Genomic DNA, 18,013 nt, shown 5'->3' with positions numbered 1-18,013 from the left:
TCCTTAGTGATATTGACGAAAAATCGTGTTCAGGCAGTGGGCGAAGGCGCCGGGCTGTTCCCGGTGCGCGTTATGGCCCGCCGCCATAATAGTATGGGAATGTACCGGCAGCGTCGCGGCAATTGCCTGAAATTTAGCATCGCGCTCGCCGCACAGATAGTGAACCGGTATCGCCAGTTGACGCAGCGCCGGGGTTAAATCCGGCTGGCGCCCCAGCGATGTGGCTTCAAGCATCGCCGCCAGCGCCTGCGGATCATTATTCCGGCGATCGGCCACCAGCTCGCGACGCTGCGCATCGCTCAGCGAAGAAAACACCGGCTGCTGATACCACGCCGCCAGCACCTGCTCCACAGGTTCGCCGCGCAGCCGCTGCGCCCAGTGGCGATCGGCGCGCAGACGTTGTTCGCGCAGCGCCGGGCTGGCGAGACCAGGGTTGCCCCCTTCAATGATCATGCCCTGTAGTCCGCGGCTATCGCCATGGCAGGCGTGATACATCGCCAGTCGGCCGCCGAGGGAGTAACCAATCAGCCAGTAGTTAAGTATGTTGTAACTAACCAGCGTATTATGCAGCCATTCACTGACCTGCTGAAAACTGTGCGCCGTACAGCCGGCCGAGCCGCCATGGCCCGGCAGATCGATAATCAATTGCGGCCAGCGGACGAAATCGCCGCGGGCCACCGGCAGCCATTCGCGGCGACTGCCGAGAAACCCGTGCAGCCATACCAGCCATGGCCTGTCACTGCCAGGCGCCGGCAGGTGCTGTGCGGCGAGTATCACAGTTGGCTCACCTGCGCCACCAGGTTTTGCAGAGTGCGGGCGCCGTCCTGTTCCGCAACCTTCAGCTCCACCAGGGTGGCTCCCGGGTGACGCCACGCATCCGCCACCACCTGTTGCAGCGTTTCCCGGTTGCCCGGCTGATGCCAGGGCAGGCCGAACATCGCCGCGGCATGATCAAAAGAGACATTCTGCGGCATGCAGTAAAAGCGCTCACGCTCACTGACCGGAGTCGGCAGCATTGAAAAGATCTGCCCGCCGTTATTGTTCACCACAATCAGTACAAAAGGCGCCGACGCCTGGCGCAGCAGCGCCAGGCTGTTGATATCGTACAGAGCCGATAGATCGCCAACCACCGCCAGCGTCGGGCGCGCCGTTGCCCGCTGTACCCCAGCCGCCGTGGCAATCAGGCCATCAATACCACTGGCGCCGCGGTTGCTGTATACCGGATAGCCCTGCGGCAACTGCGCCAGCGCGTCAATCAGACGCACCACCAGACTATTGCCGACAAATAACTGCCCCTGATGCGGCAGTAACTCGTTGATACGCTGCGCCAGTTGCGCTTCGCCGAAAGTGCCCGTGGCTGCCGCCGCCTGTCGCTGCGCCTCCACCGACAAATCCTCCACATCGGCGGCCCAGGGCGGGCGTTTTTCCGCCGGGTGCAGCGCCAGCCAGTCGCCAATGGGTGCAACCAGGCGCCGCCCGCGGTGGTGCGCCGGATCGAGCCGCCCGTTCAGCGAGTCGACAATCCAGTACTCCTCCGGCTGGCAGGCGGCCTGCCACTGCAACAGACGTTTACCGGTCAGACTGGCGCCAAACTGCACCACAATGCGCGCCTCATCCAGCCGCGTCGTGGCTTTACTGTTACTTAACCACAGGTCGGCACAGGGTAATGGCTGGCCGGTCTGGGACAGAACGTCGCCAATCAGCGGCCAGCCCAGGGTTTCCGCCCAGGCCGCCACCAGCGCGCCCTCCTCCGCCGTCAGGCGTCCGGCAACCACAATCCCTTTCTTCTGGCGCCAGAAAAACCAGTCGCGCCGCTGTACCGGCTGTAATTGATGGGCCATTTGCAGCCAGGGCGTTTCTGCCTGCCACCAGTCGCCGAGCGCCTGCTGCCATTCCACACCGGTATCGTCCATCTCGCCGTACAGCGGTTCGGCAAACGGACAGTTGATTTGTACCGCGCCAGCCGTCAGTTCCCCGAGCAAATTATCCACCGACGACACCAGCCAGCGGGCCGGTATATCCTGCGCCGGGCGCGGCAGGTTAAGCACCCCCGCGGTATGAGGACCAAAAATGCCCTGCTGACGAATCGCCTGATTGGCGCCGCAATCAATCAGTTCCGGAGGGCGATCGGCGGTCAACATGACCAGCCGCTCGCCGGTCAATCCCGCCTCAATCACCGCCGGGTACAGGTTCGCCACCGCAGTGCCGGAAGTAACGATCACCGCCACCGGTTCGCCACTGGCTTTAGCCAGCCCCAACGCCAGGTGCCCCAGACCGCGCTCGTCAAAATGGGTATGGCAGATAAACGCCGAATTCTCCGCCGCCGCCAGGGTCAGCGGCGTGGAACGAGAACCAGGAGCGATACAGATGTGGCGAACGCCATGGCGGGCTAAAGCTTCCAGAATGACCGCGGCCCAGCGGCGGTTGAATGCACTTATCGACATACTATTGTCCGGTGTCAATTTTGCCGACTCATTATAGGTGCTACGGCAAAGGTTATTTTGATATGTATCGGGAATCAGTACTCTAATTGTACCGCTATGGCACCAGCAGTGAGCGCAGTCCCGCAGCTTTATTATTTATTTCCTGCCACTCCTGCTGCGCATCGGAACCGGAGACAATACCGGCGCCGGCATACAGCCTGACATGATGCTGACTGACCTGCGCCGAGCGCAGCGCCACACAGAACTCGCTGCGCGGACCGGAAAGATAACCGGCAGACCCGGCGTACCACTGGCGCCCGAACGGTTCATGCGCGGCGATAAAGCGCCGGGCCACATCGCGCGGCAGTCCGGCGACGGCGGCCGTCGGCTGTAACAGATGTAAACACAGCGCATCGTCCGGCTCAGCCAGCCGGGTCCAGATACAGCGCCGCAGGTGCTGGACTTTACGCAGCCGCAGCACCCGGGCGGGCAACACCTCGAGCGACGCGACGTTACCCTGCAGGCGCTGGCAGATATCCTCCACCACCAGCATATTTTCACGCTGGTTTTTATCATCCTGTAGCAGCCACTGTGCGAGTTGCTGCGCCCGGCGATCGTCATCGTCGCCGACCACCGTGCCCGCCAGCGCTTCGGTACGCAGCTCGTCGCCGATACGCCGCCACAGACGCTCCGGCGAGGAACCGAGAAACGCTTCGCGGGCATCGAAGGCCATATAAAAATGATAGCAGCGCAGATTAACCTGGCGGCTGGCCGCCATCAGCGCCGCCGCGTCAACCGGCCGGGAAAACTGTAAGTCGCTGGCCCGGGCCAGTACCACTTTATCCAGCGCGCCGCCCGCAATAGTACGGGTAGCTAACTGCACCAGTTCACACCACGCCGCTTCACCGGGAAAGTGGTTTTCCTGGCGGATGTCGCGGCGCAGCGCCGGCAGCGGCTGCGCGGGCCGGAGCGCCCCCAGAAGCGCCCGGCATGCCGCTTGTTCTCCCGGCTTTAATGTGAGCGTCAGCGTCGCGCTGTCGCCCTGGCGCAGCCAGAGCAGGCGCGGTAAAAACAGCGCGCCACGCGCCGGATCGAAGGCATTCAGACCGCAGATACGGCTCTGCTGAGCGCCGGGAGAGTGTCGGAGAAAATCCTGCGCCGCCGGCAGTGAATCAAAGCGCGTTACCGCCCCCAGCGCCGCCAGCTCTTCATCGCCGTCGCGTTGCTGCCAGTAGAACTGCGGCCACATCGCCTGCGCGGCCAGCCAGGCCAGCGGATCAACGCCATCGCACAGCGAGACGGGTACCGACAGAGTATACAGCGCCGCAGAATCGGCAGGCGGTTGCTCCAGCGCCTGAAGAAGGTGGTGTAGCGCGGCATCAACGGCGTTCACATTAACCTCGGTATCCCGGAAAAACCCTGGATTATACGTGTTTAGTCAGGCAAAAAAAAATCCCACCCATTGGGTAAGATTTTTCAGCAAACCCACAGCGGCGCCGTGGGTCAATGCGTATCAGCGACGCGCCAGCAGCAGCCCCAACACCAGACCCGCCGCCGCCCCGACGCCAATTCCCCGCCAGGGTTTTTCATGGACATAATCATCCGCCCGATAGACGGCGCTTTTTGCCCGGTAATAGTAGCGATCGGAAGTGTGGCTGAGGCGCTTTTTGACATCGTTCAGCGCCTCTTCGGCGCGCGCTTTCAGCTCAATATATTTCTGGTCCGCCGGATCGCCGGACGAGCGCAGCACTTCTTCAAGGGTTTCACTTAATAATGTCAGATCGTCGTCCAGCTCCGCAGCATAGTGTCGTGAATTCGCAGACATAACCGTTCTCCATGTCAGAAAAAAGTGGTCTGGTAACTATAGACCAGGATCCGCGCTTGCTGCGCCCCCTCATCCTCTGGCCATACCGATATGCGGGATCCCGTCTTCGTCATATACCCCGGTTACCGCGACAAAGCCGAAATGACTATAGAACGGCTGTAAATGGGCCTGCGCCCCAAGATAAATGCTATGTTCAGGCCAGTGGCGGGCGCAGCTTGCCAGAGCCCGCTCCATCAACTGGTAGCCGAGCTTTTCCCCTCTGGCGCGGCTATCGACGATCACCCGGCCAATCACCAGCGGCTGATTTTCATCGGCGCTTTTCAGAATTCTCGCATACGCCACCAGTGAGCCGTCGCGCCAGCCCAGCAGGTGGCGATTATCACCCAACAGATCGTCGCCGTCGACATCCTGATAGGGACACTGTTGTTCCACCACAAATACCGCGCTGCGCAGTTGCAGTACCGCATACAGCGCCGGCACCGTGAGCTGCGCATGGTGTAAATCCTGCCAGTCAATCATGAAAGTCTCCTTGTTGATCCGGGTTAACAGTATACCCGCAGGCGTCCGGCAATTGTCAGCCAGAACCGCACTGGTTATTGTGGGACACGGGCAGGTATTTTTGTCATTAGCCGGGAGAGATTTTCATGGAATTGTTTTTTCTGGGCACATCCGCCGGCGTTCCAACCACGGAACGTAATGTCAGCGCCGTGGCGCTGAATCCACGCGATCAATCTGCGGCGTGGTGGTTGTTTGATTGCGGAGAGGCGACCCAGCATCAGATACTGCGCAGCCCGCTCAGCGCGGGAAAAATCGAAAAGATTTTTATTACTCACCTGCACGGCGATCATCTTTTTGGCCTGCCCGGCCTGCTGTGCAGCCGCTCAATGGCCGGCAGCCCGGCGCCGCTCGACATCTACGGTCCGCCGGGCATTAAAGCGTTTGTAGAAATGGCCCTGCAGATCAGCGGCTCCTGGACCGGCTACCCGCTGGCAATCACGGAGATCGGCGAAGGGGTAATTTTTGACGACGGCCAGTTAAAGGTCAGCGCCCGGGCGCTTAACCATCCGCTACTCAGTTTTGGTTTCCGGATTGAACAAGCCGAGCGTCCGGGTACCCTGGACGCCGCCGCGCTGATGCAGGCCGGCGTGGCGCCTGGTCCGCTGTTCCAGCGCCTCAAGCGCGGCGAAGCGGTACAACTGGAGGATGGCCGGATGATTGACGGCGCCGACTACCTGGGGGCGGCGCAGAAAGGCAAATCACTGGCGATTTTTGGCGATACCGCGCCAACCCCGGCGGCGCTGGCGCTGGCAAAAGATGTCGATCTGCTGGTCCACGAAACGACCCTGGAAGCCGCCATGGCGGAAAAAGCCAATAGCCGCGGTCACTCCACTACGGCGCAGGCCGCCATGCTGGCCCGTGAGGCCAATGTCGGTCGGCTGGTAATGACTCATTTCAGTTCACGCTACGATCTGGCGGGCTGCCAGCGCCTGCTGGCTGAGTGTCAGGCCATCTTCCCGGCCAGCGAACTGGCGGCGGATTTCTGCCATCTGACGCTGTAAAAATGCAAAAACCGCCAAACTCTCAGGCGGTTTTTAGCATCACAGCATGCGGATATTACATCAGCGGCTGCGCCATCTGCACCAGGCTAATCAGCGGCTGCGGCCAGACCCCTAACAGCAGCACCAGCAGCGCGGAAATCAGTACCACCACGCCACCTGCGGTGAACGCCCAGTTAGAGGGGGTATCGCGATTAAGCTGCTGCGGCGCATTGAGGTACAAACTTACCGTCACACGCAAGTAATAGTACAGGCCAATCGCCGAACCAATCACCACTGCCGCCGTCAGCCACCACAGTTGCGCCTGCACGCCCACCGCCAGTACATAGAATTTACCGATAAAGCCCAGCGTCATCGGAATACCGGCCAGCGACAGCATGACCACCGTCATTACCGCCGACAGCAGTGGTCGATGCCAGAACAGACCGCGGTAGGAGAACAGCGAGTCGGCATCCGGTCCGCGGTACGGGCTGGACATCAGGCTTACCACCCCGAAAGCGCCAAGGCTGCTGAACAGATAGCCCGCCAGATATACCCCGACGGTTTCCATTGACATCTGACCGCTTTGCAGCGCAATCAACGCCACCAGCAGATAGCCAAGATGAGAAATCGACGAGTAACCGAGCAGACGTTTGATGTTGCTCTGACCCAGGGCCATCAGGTTACCGAAGATGATGGAGACAAAGGCGATAATCCCCAGCACCACGCGTACCGCTTCGCTATTGCCCAGCGGGGCATACAGAAACAGGCGCATCACCACGCCGAAAATAGCAATCTTACTGGCGGTCGCGAGGAAGGCGGAAACCGGCGCCGGGGCGCCCTGGTAAACGTCCGGGGTCCACAGGTGAAACGGAACCAGCGACAGTTTAAAGCCCAGGCCGACAATCATCAGCCCCAGCCCTGTCAGCAGCAGCGGCTCATGCAGCATGTGATCCGACAGGCTCTTGCCGAGCGCGACAAACGACAGATCGCCGGATTCGGCATACACCAGCGCCATACCGAACAGCAGGAACGACGAGGCCGCGGCGGACAGGATGGTGTATTTAATACTGGCTTCCAGCGAACGCTTCTGGCGGAAGGCGTAGCCCACCAGGCCAAACAGCGGCAGCGAAATCAGTTCAATACCCAGGAACAGCGCCGCCAGATGATTGGCGTTGGCGAGCAGAATCCCCCCCAGCGCGGCAATCAGGACCAGCAGATAAAACTCTTCCCGGTTATCGTTGTAGCCCTGTAGCCAGGGATAGGCAAAGGTGCAGGTCGCCAGACTCGCCAGCAGCACCAGACCGGTGTACAGCATGGCGTAGCCGTCTACCCGCATCAGCGGCGTGACGTCCATCGCCCCCGCCTGGCCGACAAACCACAGCGACAGCAGCGCCGCGTTCAGACCAATGACCGACAGCGTGGCATTAATAAAGTGGTCGCGTCGCCACGCAATGGAGAGCATCACAACCACCACCGTCAATCCGACGATCAACAGCGGCAGTAGCGCGATCAGTTGTTGAGGAGTTATTGTCATGGCGAATTACGGCCTTGTAGTTGAAATTGAACTGGTAAACCACTGCTGGATATTACTCATCGCTGAATGCGAGGTATCCAGAATCGGCTGCGGGTAGAAACCGAGCAGCACCAGCAGCACCACCAGCAGCAGAATAATCGACACTTCGCGCAGCGACAGCCCCGGCAACGTCTGACTGGCGGCGTCGCTCTTCGGCTGGCCGAAATAGGCGCGATGCAGCATCGCCAGCGAATAGACTGAAGCAAACACCAGACCGAAGGTGGAGATAACCGTAATGGCCGGCACGACGTGGTAGCTGCCAAACAGAATCATAAATTCGCCGACAAAGTTACCGGTGCCCGGCATCCCGAGGGTGGCGACCGCAAAGAACATTGACAGCGCCGGCAGCCATTTAATCTTGCTCCACAACCCGCCCATCAGACGCATATCGCGGGTATGCAGACGTTCGTACAACTGACCGCAGAGAATAAACAGACCGGCGGCGGACAGACCGTGGGCGATCATCTGGATAACCGCCCCCTGGTAGGCCAACTGGCTACCGGTATAAATGGCGATCAGAACGAAGCCCATATGGGAGACTGAGGTATAGGCGATCAAACGTTTAATATCGTACTGCGTGAAGGCCATCCAGGCGCCGTAGAAAATACCGATAACCCCCAGCCACATAGCGATCGGCGCAAATTCGGCGGAGGCGTTCGGGAACAGCGGCAGCGAGAAGCGCAGCAGGCCGTAAGCCGCGGTTTTCAACAAAATCCCCGCCAGGTCGACGGAACCCGCGGTCGGCGCCTGGGAGTGCGCATCCGGCAGCCAGCCGTGCAGCGGCACCACCGGCATTTTCACCGCGAAAGCGATGAAGAAGCCGAGCATCAGCATCCACTCAACGGTATGGGACATCGGGGTTTTCAGCAGTTGCTGGTAGTTGAACGTCCACTCCCCGGTCGCGTTGTAGTGTACAAACACCAGGCCGAGAATGGCGATCAGCATCACCAGACCGCTGGCCTGGGTATAGATGAAGAATTTAGTGGCGGCGGTGATACGCGTCTTCCCGTCAGAGGCTTTATGGCCCCAGAGCGCAATCAGGAAGTACATCGGTACCAGCATCATCTCCCAGAAGAAGAAGAACAGGAACAGGTCGATGGCCAGGAAGACGCCGATGACCCCACCGAGGATCCACATCAGGTTGAGGTGGAAAAAGCCCTGATATTTTTGAATCTCATTCCAGGAGCAGAGTACCGCCAGCACCCCAAGCAGACCGGTCAGCACCACCATCAGCAGCGACAAACCGTCGATGGCCAGATGAATGCTGATGCCAAAGCGCGGGATCCACGGCAGGATAAATTCGGACTGCCACTGCGGCAAACCGGCCGCCTGGGTCAGAGAGTACCCGCCCTGCAACCAGAGCTGCAGGGAGAGGGCCAGCGTCAGCCCCATCGTAATCAGCGCTATCCAGCGCGGCACCTTGACGCCGAAACGCTCAGTTTGCCAGCAGAGGAATCCGCCGATGAAGGGTATTAGTATTAACCAGGGTAATAACATGACCGTCATTATTCCTTGTAAAAGTCCGGCTCAGGCTATCTTACTCGCCATACTGAACCCCGGCTGCGCTCGCAATCCTCACGTATTCCAGTACGCTGCGGTTGCTGCGCGCAGGCGGCGCCCAGTCTGGCTTCGCCGATAACGCCTGTCCTTCCGAACCTGATTTTTAACGCATTCTCACAAGAGAAAATTCACTTCAATTCCTGCCAACTCAGCGCAGTACCATCAGCAGCGCCAGCACCACTACGGCGCCGATGCTCATTGATGCCACATACCAGCGCAGATAGCCGTTCTCACTCAGCACCAGAACGCGTCCGGCGAGGCGGGAAAGCAGCGCAGGAATGTTCATCAGCGCATTCAGCGGATCGCTTTTCAGCAGCCAGGCTATGCCGAGGAACGGCTTAACAAACACTTTGTCGTACAGCCAGTCAAAGCCCCAGGCGTTATACCACCAGGTGCTGAGCAGACGGCCCGGCCCGCTGTCGGCAACGGCCGCCACCAGGCGACGTTTGCCCAGCCACAGCCCTGCGGCAATCAGAATACCGATAATCGCCACCACCCCGGAGGTGACCTCCAGCGCCATCTTACCGTCATGGCCGAAGTGACTTTCCGGCAGCACACCCGCCAGCGGCGGCGTAATCAGCGCCCCGACAAAAGTAGACAGCACCAACAGCACAATCAGCGGCAGATGATGGGTAATGCCTTTCCCGGCATGGGCGTGGATCTTCTCTTCACCATGGAAGACGATGAAAATCATGCGGAAGGTGTATACCGAAGTCAGGAACGCCCCAACCAGACCCGCCAGCATCAGGTAATGGTGGCCGCCGGCCGCCGCACCCCAGAGAATTTCATCTTTACTGTAGAAGCCCGCCGTCACTACCGGCAGCGCAGCCAGCGCGGCGCCGCCCACCAGGAAGCAGATATACACCAGCGGAATCGACTTACGCAGACCGCCCATCCTGAAGATGTTCTGCTCATGGTGGCAGGCCAGAATCACCGACCCCGAAGAGAGGAACAGCAGCGCTTTAAAGAACGCGTGGGTCATCAGGTGGAAAATCGCCGCATCCCACGCCTGCACGCCGAGCGCCAGGAACATGTAGCCAATCTGGCTCATGGTGGAATAGGCCAGCACGCGTTTGATATCGGTCTGCACCAGCGCCGCGAAACCCGCCAGCACCAGAGTAACCGCCCCGACAATCCCGACCAGATGCAGCACTTCCGGAGTCATCAGGAACAGGCCATGGGTACGGGCTATCAGATAGACCCCGGCGGTCACCATGGTGGCGGCGTGGATCAGCGCCGAAACCGGCGTCGGCCCCGCCATCGCATCGGCAAGCCAGGTCTGCAACGGCAACTGCGCCGATTTACCTACCGCGCCGCCCAGCAGCATCAGCGTCGCCCAGCCGAGCATCTGGTTGCCGTCAGCAAAGTGCGCCGGCGCCAGTTCGACCATCTCCCGGAAGTTGAGGGTGCCCAGCTCGTTGTAGAGAATAAACAGCGCAAAGGCGAGGAACACGTCGCCGACGCGGGTGACCACGAAAGCCTTCATCGCCGCGGCGCCGTTTTTCGGATCGGTATAGTAGAACCCGATCAGCAGGTACGAGCACAGCCCTACCCCTTCCCAGCCGAGGTACATCAGCAGCAGGTTATCCGCCAGCACCAGAATCACCATGCTGGCGATAAACAGGTTGGTATAAGCAAAGAAGCGCGAATAGCCCTCTTCACCGCGCATATACCAGGAGGCGAACATGTGGATCAGAAAACCAACGCCGGTAACCACTGACAGCATGGTCAGCGACAAGCCGTCCAGCACCAGGTTAAAACCGATATTGAAATTACCCACCGACATCCAGGTCCACAGCGGCAGGGTAAACGCCTGGCGGCCGTGATTCAGGAAATCGATACCGACGTAAGCAGTAACCAACGCCGCCAGCCCCACGGACCCGACGCCAACGGTAGCGGACAGATTTTCCGACCAGCGACCGCGGGAAAATGCCAGCAGCACATAGCCAAGCAGCGGCAAAAGAATAGTTAAAGCGAGCAGATTCATCCGCGCATCTCACTTACTGAATCGATATTCAGATTCTGGCGACGACGATGAAGCTGTAGCAGCAGCGCCAGGCCAATACTGGCTTCGGCGGCGGCAAGGCTAATCGCCAGGATATACATCACCTGACCGTCCGGCTGCCCCCAGTAACTGCCGGCCACCACGAACGCCAGCGCTGCGGCGTTAATCATGATCTCAAGGCTAATCAGCATAAAGAGCAGGTTGCGACGGATCACCAGCCCGGTCAGTCCAAGGACAAACAGGACAGCGGCGAAGATCAGTCCATGTTGTAACGGGATCATACGCGCTCCTCGGTTTTTCTTTTGGCGTCATCCGGACGGTTGCTGAGCACTTCGCCCTTGCGGTCTTCACGCCCGATATGAAAGGCCACCACCAGACCGGCCAGCAGCAGCATTGAGGCCAGCTCAACGGCCAGAACATATGGACCGAACAGCGTAATACCGACCTGTTTCGCGTCAATGACATTACCTTCAATGCCCTGATCGTTGAGAGTGAGGATGGCGTAAACCATCACCACCAGCAGCAGCGCGGACAGGATGCCAGGCCCAATCCACAGTTGTGGTTTGAGCCATTCGCGTTCCTGCTCGACAATCGAGTTACCGAGGTTGAGCATCATCACCACGAACACAAACAGCACCATGATGGCCCCGGCGTACACGATTATCTCCAGCGCACCGGCGAAATAGGCGCCGAGCGCAAAGAACACCCCGGAGATCGCCAGCAGCGAAACAATCAGATACAGCAAAGCGTGCACCGGATTGGTATGGGTGATCACCCGCAGGGTGGTCAGGACGGCCACAAGGGCGCAAACATAAAAAGCGAATTCCATTCCTGACTCCTTAAGGTAACAGGCCTTTGACGTCGATAGGTTTGGCTTCGTTTTCCGCCTCGCCCTTATCTTTGCCGTCGATTGCCATCCCCGCCATCCGGTAGAAGTTGTACTCCGGATATTTACCCGGGCCGGAAATCAGCAGGTCCTCTTTTTCATACACCAGATCCTGGCGTTTAAACTCGCCCAGTTCGAAGTCCGGGGTAAGCTGAATCGCCGTGGTCGGGCACGCCTCTTCGCACAGGCCGCAAAAAATGCAGCGCGAAAAGTTGATGCGGAAAAATTCCGGATACCAGCGACCATCCTTCATTTCAGCTTTTTGCAGCGAAATACAGCCCACCGGGCAGGCCACCGCGCACAGGTTACAGGCCACGCAGCGCTCTTCGCCGTCCGGGTCGCGGGTCAGAACAATACGCCCGCGGTAACGGGGCGGCAGATAGACCGGCTCTTCCGGATACATCTGGGTTTCACGTTTGGCGAAGGCATGCAGGCCTATCATCCAGATACTGCGCACCTGGGTGCCGAAACCCACCACTAATTCTTTCAAGGTCATGGTTTATTCACCCCTTATTGCGCCTGCCAGAGAATGACAGCCGCCGTCACCAACAGATTGACCAGCGTCAGCGGCAGGCACACTTTCCAGCCGAAGGACATTACCTGGTCATAACGCGGACGCGGCAATGAAGCGCGAATCAAAATGAACATCATCATGAAGAACGCGGTTTTCAGCGCGAACCAGATGAAGGGCGGTAACCACGGGCCATGCCAGCCGCCGAAGAACAACGTCACAATCAGCGCGGACACGGTCACAATCCCGATATATTCCCCGACAAAGAACAGCCCGAACTTCATCCCGGAGTATTCAATGTGGTAACCATCGGCCAGCTCCTGCTCCGCTTCCGGCTGGTCGAACGGGTGACGGTGACACACCGCCACGCCGGCGATAGCAAAGGTGACAAACCCGAAGAACTGCGGAATGACGTTCCACAGATGCGCCTGGTTATCAACGATAGCCGCCATATTAAAGGAGCCGGCCTGCGCCACCACGCCCATCAGCGACAGACCGAGGAACACTTCGTAGCTCAGGGTCTGCGCCGAAGCGCGCATCGCGCCCAGCAGGGAGTATTTGTTGTTACTGGACCAGCCGGCGAACAGCACCGCGTAAACCGCCAGCCCGGCCAGCATCAGGAAGAACAGGATGCCGATATTCAGATCGGCAACCACCCAGCTCGGGCTGACCGGCACAATCGCGAACGCCAGCAGCAGCGAGGTAAAGGCGATCATCGGCGCCAGGGTGAATACCACGCGATCAGAGAAGCGCGGTACCCAGTCCTCCTTGAAGAACATTTTGATCATGTCCGCCACCAGCTGGAGCGAGCCGCCCCAGCCAACGCGGTTCGGTCCGTAGCGGTTCTGGAACAGACCCAGCAGACGGCGCTCGCCGAAGCTCATGAATGCCCCGCAGGTGACCACCACCAGCAGAATAACAATCGCTTTCAGCACGCTCAGCAGGATGTCGATCACATCCGGTGTTAACCAACTCATTGCGCAGCCTCCTGCAGATTATCGAGACAGGCGCCGGCCAGCACCGGGGCAATGCCCGGCATCCCCATCGGTAATCCGACCTGCCCTGCCGTCAACCCCCCGGAGATTTCCAGCGGCAGCACCACAGTCTGCCCTTCATAGCTGAAGGAGACTCTGGCGCCGGCGTTAACGCCCAGACGGGCGGCATCCGCCGGGTTCAGACGCAGATACGGCTGCGGCATACGGCTCTGGAAGACCGGCGAACGCTGGGACATCTCGTCGCTGCCGAACAGGTGGTAATAAGGCGCGATGCGCCACTGGCCTTCCGCGGCCTGGAAATGGCCGGGCACGTCTGAGAAGTAATCCAGCCCGCCGCCAGCGGCTTCGATCAGGCGCACTCCGGGATCTCCGTGGCGCAGATGGCCGCCCACTTCCGCCTGGAATTTGTTCCACGCCTGCGGCGAGTTCCAGCCCGGCGCCCAGGCGAACGGGATTTGTGAACGCGGCGCATCCGGCTGGTTGTTACCTTCCATCGAGAAGGCGAACATGGTGTCTTTATCCTGCGGCTGGCGCGGCTCATGAACGCTGATATTCGCGCGCATCGCCGTACGGCCGCTGTAGCGGTGCGGTTCACGGGACAGTTTCTGACCGCGAATACGGAACGCGGCGTCCGGCGCGGCATCTTTAATACCTGCCAGTTGCGGCAGTCTGGCGATACAGGCGTCGATCACATGATCGAGCTGGGTCCAGTCCACCTCGCGGTTTTCCACGGTGCTGTGCAGCGAATGCAGCCAGCGCCAGCTCTCCAGCATCACCGCCTTACTGTCGTAATAGCCCGGATCGAAGACCTGGAAGAAACGCTGGGCGCGCCCTTCGTTGTTGATCACCGTACCATCGCTTTCCGCGAAGCTGGCGGCGGACAGCACCAGATGCGCGTTTTCCATAATCGCTGTGCGCTGATGGTCAATCACCATCACCAGCGGCGCTTTGGCCAGCGCGGCATCGACCCGCGCCGCAGAGGCGTGGCGATGCAAATCGTTTTCCAGCACGATAACCGCATCCGCGGCGCCGCTTTCCAGTTCGGCCAGCGCGGCATCAAGCGAACCGCCGCCGATCATACCAAGCCCGACGCTGTTTACCGCCCGGGCGACCATGGTGATGCCTACGTCAGCGCCGCGCCCTTTCAGAGCTTTGGCGACGTTTGCCGCTGCCTGCAGCACCGCAGTACTGCCGGCGTTAGTGCCGGAGATAATCAGCGGTTTTTTGGCTCCCGCCAGCGCCTGCACGATAACATCCACTTTGCCCTGCAGATCGCGGCTCAGGTCGTCAACCGCCGGGGCGTTGTTATCCAGAGCGTGGGCAATGGCAAATCCGAGGCGCGCCTGGTCTTCCACCGGCGCCCGGTAAGTCCAGGCGGCGATGTCGTCGAGACGAGTACTGTCGACGTTGGTCACAAACAGCGGATGTTTGGCGCGCTGACCGATGTTCATAATGGCGGCAATCTGCCAGTCCGCCACTTTCTGGGCGGCGGCCATTTCACGGGCCTTGCCTTTCACTGCCTGACGCACCGCCAGCGCCACCCGGGCACCGGTCTGGGTGATGTCTTCGCCGAGGATCAGCACCGCGTCATAGGATTCGATGTCGCGCAGCGCCGGAGTATGCACCCCGCTTTCGCGCAGCACTTTCAGCATCAGTTGCAGACGCTCCTGCTCGCCGGCGGCAATCCCGGTATAGAAGTTTTCCGCTCCGACCAGCTCGCGCAGCGCGAAGTTGCTCTCGACGCTGGCGCGCGGCGAGCCGATACCGATCACTTTCTTCGACTGACGCAGAATATCCGCCGCCCCCTGCATCGCCTGTTCGGCGTTGAGGTGGATCAGATCGTCGCCGCGGCGCTGAATCGGCTGACGCGGGCGATCTTTAAGATTGACATAGCCGTAACCGAAGCGGCCGCGATCGCACAGGAAGTAGTGGTTCACGGTACCGTTATAGCGGTTTTCAATGCGGCGTAGCTCACCATAGCGTTCGCCGGGACTGGTGTTACAGCCGATAGAACACTGCTGGCAGATGCTCGGCGCAAACTGCATATCCCATTTACGGTTGTAGCGTTCAGAGTGCGTTTTATCGGTAAACACCCCGGTCGGACAAATTTCCACCAGGTTGCCGGAAAACTCGCTCTCAAGCGTGCCATCTTCCGGACGCCCGAAGTAGACGTTGTCATGAGCGCCGTAAACCCCGAGATCGGTGCCGTCGGCATAATCTTTGTAGTAACGCACGCAGCGGTAGCAGGCGATGCAGCGGTTCATCTCATGGGAGATAAACGGCCCCAGATCCTGATTGCGGTGGGTACGTTTGGTAAAACGGTAGCGGCGGAAACTGTGACCGGTCATGACGGTCATATCCTGCAGGTGGCAGTTGCCGCCCTCTTCGCATACCGGGCAGTCGTGAGGATGGTTGGTCATCAACCACTCCACGACGCTTTCGCGGAACTGTTTCGCTTCCGCATCATCAATGGAGATATACGTACCGTCTGACGCCGGGGTCATACAGGACATCACCAGGCGGCCGCGGGTATCTTCCGCGTTCTGGTATTGCTTTACCGCACACTGGCGGCAGGCCCCAACGCTCCCCAGCGCCGGATGCCAGCAAAAGTAAGGAATATCAAGCCCAAGGGAGAGGCACGCCTCCAGCAGGTTGTCTGCCCCATTGACTTCATACTCTTTGCCGTCTACATGAATCGTTGCCATAGTCAGCATGCTTCCAGTTGGCCCGAATAACTTGTACCGTTCACGCCGGGCGGCATGCGCTGCCGCAGCGTGAATGGTAATGTTACTTTTCGGGCATTAATCAAAATTCTTTTATCACCGTCCCGCCGTTATGCTCATCAGGCGGGCGGCGGGCATCACCAGCGCGTTTTCAACAGGTTCGGCTGAATACCATTAATGGCATGGGTATTGCTGAACGGCTGTTTAATGCCCGCTTCGAATTCTTCGCGGAAATATTTAATCGCACTCTGCAGCGGTTCGACGGCCCCCGGCGCGTGCGCGCAGAAGGTCTTGCCCGGCCCGAGGAAGCGGCACAGTTGCTCCAGGGTTTCGATATCCCCGGGCTGCCCTTCGCCACGCTCAATGGCGCGCAAGATTTTCACGCTCCACGGCAGGCCATCGCGACACGGAGTACACCAGCCGCAGGATTCACGGGCGAAGAACTCTTCCAGGTTGCGCACCAGCGAAACCATACCTATTTCGTGATCCACGGCCATGGCCAGCGCGGTGCCCAGTCGACTCCCGGCCTTACCGATGCTTTCGAACTCCATCGGCAGATCGAGATGCGCTTCGGTGAGAAAATCAGTTCCGGCGCCGCCCGGCTGCCAGGCTTTAAACTTCAGTCCGTCGCGCATACCGCCGGCGTAATCTTCAAGGATTTCCCGGGCGGTGGTACCGAACGGCAGCTCCCAGAGGCCCGGATTTTTCACCCGGCCTGAGAAGCCCATCAGCTTGGTGCCGGCATCTTTACTTTGCGAAATGTTCTGGTACCACTCCACACCGTTAGCGATGATCGCCGGAACATTACACAGGGTTTCCACGTTGTTGACGCAGGTGGGTTTACCCCATGCGCCGGAGGAGGCCGGGAACGGCGGTTTGGAGCGCGGATTAGCGCGCCGCCCTTCCAGCGAGTTGATCAGCGCGGTTTCTTCGCCGCAGATATAGCGGCCGGCCCCGGTGTGGACAAACAGTTCAAAGTCAAAACCGGTACCAAGAATGTTTTTGCCCAGCAGCCCGGCCTCTGTGGCTTCGGCAATGGCGCGGCGCAGATGGTCGGCCGCCTCAATATATTCGCCACGCAGGAAGATATAGCCGCGATACGCTTTCAGGGCGAAGGCGCCAATCAGCATACCTTCCACCAGCAGGTGCGGCAGTTGTTCCATCAGCAGACGGTCTTTATAGGTGCCCGGCTCCATCTCATCGGCGTTACACAGCAGGTAACGGATATTCATGGATTCGTCTTTCGGCATCAGGCTCCACTTCAGGCCGGTGGAAAAGCCCGCCCCGCCGCGCCCTTTCAGCCCGGCGTCCTTCACCGCGTTGACCACGGCGTCCGGCTCCATGCCGGTCAGAGCTTTACGCGCCCCTTCATAGCCGTTTTTACTGCGATACTCATCCAGCCATACCGGTTGTTTATCGTCGCGCAGACGCCAGGTAAGCGGGTGAGTCTCGGCAGTACGAGTTATGGTTTTCATTTGTACTGCTCCAGAAGTTCAGGAATCGCTTCCGGGGTCAGATGACTGTGGGTATCCTCATCAATCATCATGGTTGGCCCTTTGTCGCAGTTACCCAGACAGCAGGTCGGCAGCAGCGTAAAGCGGCCGTCAAACGTGGTTTGACCCGGTTTAATCTTTAAATGGCTTTCGATAGCGGACTGGATCCCCTGGTAACCGGTGATATGACACACCACGCTGTCGCAGTAGCGAATAACGTGGCGGCCAACCGGCTGGCGGAAGATCTGGCTGTAGAATGTCGCCACCCCTTCCACATCGCTGGCGGGGATCCCCAGTACCTGGGCAATGGCGTTGATGGCGCCGTCCGGCACCCAGCCACGCTGTTTCTGAACGATCTTCAGCGCTTCAATGGACGCCGCACGCGGGTCTTCGTAGTGGTGCTTCTCGTGTTCAATCGCCTCACGCTCGGCCGCACTCAGCTCAAAAGCCTCGGTTTGTGGTTGTTGATTCTCGTGCATAA

Annotated in this window: 16 protein-coding genes; 1 reads left to right on the top strand and 15 read right to left on the bottom strand. The window is 59.6% G+C overall.

The window, feature by feature from the left end; all coding sequences use genetic code 11:
- Nucleotides 1–3: 3 nt before the first annotated feature.
- The 5 genes from menH to AQ981_RS16205 form a co-directional block, all read right to left on the bottom strand.
- Nucleotides 4–777 carry a 2-succinyl-6-hydroxy-2,4-cyclohexadiene-1-carboxylate synthase gene (gene menH / locus AQ981_RS16225; RefSeq protein ID WP_058912785.1) on the bottom strand — a complete coding sequence of 258 codons (774 nt, stop codon included), beginning with the start codon at nt 775–777 and terminating at the stop codon, nt 4–6.
- The gene (gene menD / locus AQ981_RS16220) at nt 774–2,444 is read right to left on the bottom strand and encodes a 2-succinyl-5-enolpyruvyl-6-hydroxy-3-cyclohexene-1-carboxylic-acid synthase (protein ID WP_058912784.1); all 1,671 of its coding nucleotides are present in this window, start codon (nt 2,442–2,444) and stop codon (nt 774–776) included. Before menD ends, menH begins: the two co-directional genes overlap by 4 nt.
- Before the next feature lie 94 nt (nt 2,445–2,538).
- Entirely contained in the window at nt 2,539–3,816 is a 1,278-nt protein-coding gene (menF, locus tag AQ981_RS16215; protein WP_058912783.1) for an isochorismate synthase MenF, read from the bottom strand.
- Between the two features lie 120 nt (nt 3,817–3,936).
- On the bottom strand, nt 3,937–4,248 hold the full coding sequence (gene elaB, locus AQ981_RS16210; protein WP_058912782.1) for a stress response protein ElaB: 312 nt from the start codon (nt 4,246–4,248) through the stop codon (nt 3,937–3,939).
- 69 nt (nt 4,249–4,317) lie between these two features.
- Nucleotides 4,318–4,767: a GNAT family N-acetyltransferase gene (locus AQ981_RS16205; RefSeq protein WP_058912781.1), complete on the bottom strand. Its 450-nt coding sequence runs from the start codon at nt 4,765–4,767 to the stop codon at nt 4,318–4,320.
- Between the two features lie 125 nt (nt 4,768–4,892).
- On the opposite strand from AQ981_RS16205, the gene rnz reads away from it, so the two are divergent.
- Nucleotides 4,893–5,807: a ribonuclease Z gene (gene rnz, locus AQ981_RS16200; RefSeq protein ID WP_058912780.1), complete on the top strand. Its 915-nt coding sequence runs from the start codon at nt 4,893–4,895 to the stop codon at nt 5,805–5,807.
- A 55-nt stretch (nt 5,808–5,862) separates the two neighbouring features.
- On the opposite strand, the gene nuoN is transcribed toward rnz, so the two are convergent.
- The 10 genes from nuoN to nuoE form a co-directional block, all read right to left on the bottom strand.
- On the bottom strand, nt 5,863–7,320 hold the full coding sequence (gene nuoN, locus AQ981_RS16195; protein WP_058912779.1) for an NADH-quinone oxidoreductase subunit NuoN: 1,458 nt from the start codon (nt 7,318–7,320) through the stop codon (nt 5,863–5,865).
- A gap of 6 nt (nt 7,321–7,326) precedes the next feature.
- On the bottom strand, nt 7,327–8,856 hold the full coding sequence (gene nuoM, locus AQ981_RS16190; RefSeq protein ID WP_058912778.1) for an NADH-quinone oxidoreductase subunit M: 1,530 nt from the start codon (nt 8,854–8,856) through the stop codon (nt 7,327–7,329).
- Nucleotides 8,857–9,067: 211 nt separating this feature from the next.
- Nucleotides 9,068–10,906 (bottom strand): NADH-quinone oxidoreductase subunit L, encoded by a 1,839-nt coding sequence (gene nuoL / locus AQ981_RS16185; protein WP_058912777.1) that lies wholly within the window; start codon nt 10,904–10,906, stop codon nt 9,068–9,070.
- Nucleotides 10,903–11,205 (bottom strand): NADH-quinone oxidoreductase subunit NuoK, encoded by a 303-nt coding sequence (gene nuoK, locus AQ981_RS16180; protein WP_058912776.1) that lies wholly within the window; start codon nt 11,203–11,205, stop codon nt 10,903–10,905. Before nuoK ends, nuoL begins: the two co-directional genes overlap by 4 nt.
- Complete coding sequence (gene nuoJ / locus AQ981_RS16175) at nt 11,202–11,753, bottom strand: NADH-quinone oxidoreductase subunit J (protein ID WP_058912775.1); 552 nt, start codon at nt 11,751–11,753, stop codon at nt 11,202–11,204. Before nuoJ ends, nuoK begins: the two co-directional genes overlap by 4 nt.
- Nucleotides 11,754–11,763: 10 nt before the next feature.
- A complete protein-coding gene (gene nuoI / locus AQ981_RS16170) occupies nt 11,764–12,306 on the bottom strand; it encodes an NADH-quinone oxidoreductase subunit NuoI (protein ID WP_058912774.1) in 543 nt (180 codons plus the stop codon).
- 14 nt (nt 12,307–12,320) lie between these two features.
- On the bottom strand, nt 12,321–13,298 hold the full coding sequence (gene nuoH / locus AQ981_RS16165) for an NADH-quinone oxidoreductase subunit NuoH (protein WP_058912773.1): 978 nt from the start codon (nt 13,296–13,298) through the stop codon (nt 12,321–12,323).
- Nucleotides 13,295–16,021 (bottom strand): NADH-quinone oxidoreductase subunit NuoG, encoded by a 2,727-nt coding sequence (gene nuoG / locus AQ981_RS16160; RefSeq protein WP_058912836.1) that lies wholly within the window; start codon nt 16,019–16,021, stop codon nt 13,295–13,297. Before nuoG ends, nuoH begins: the two co-directional genes overlap by 4 nt.
- Before the next feature lie 155 nt (nt 16,022–16,176).
- Complete coding sequence (gene nuoF, locus AQ981_RS16155) at nt 16,177–17,514, bottom strand: NADH-quinone oxidoreductase subunit NuoF (RefSeq protein ID WP_058912772.1); 1,338 nt, start codon at nt 17,512–17,514, stop codon at nt 16,177–16,179.
- On the bottom strand, nt 17,511–18,011 hold the full coding sequence (gene nuoE / locus AQ981_RS16150; RefSeq protein WP_058912771.1) for an NADH-quinone oxidoreductase subunit NuoE: 501 nt from the start codon (nt 18,009–18,011) through the stop codon (nt 17,511–17,513). The genes nuoF and nuoE overlap by 4 nt, the downstream gene beginning before the upstream one ends.
- Between the last annotated feature and the right edge of the window lie 2 nt (nt 18,012–18,013).

Origin of the sequence: Entomohabitans teleogrylli, assembly GCF_001484765.1 — a bacterium.
GTDB classification, from domain to species: Bacteria; Pseudomonadota; Gammaproteobacteria; order Enterobacterales; family Enterobacteriaceae; genus Entomohabitans; species Entomohabitans teleogrylli.
This window is presented reverse-complemented; position numbering and strand designations above follow the sequence as displayed.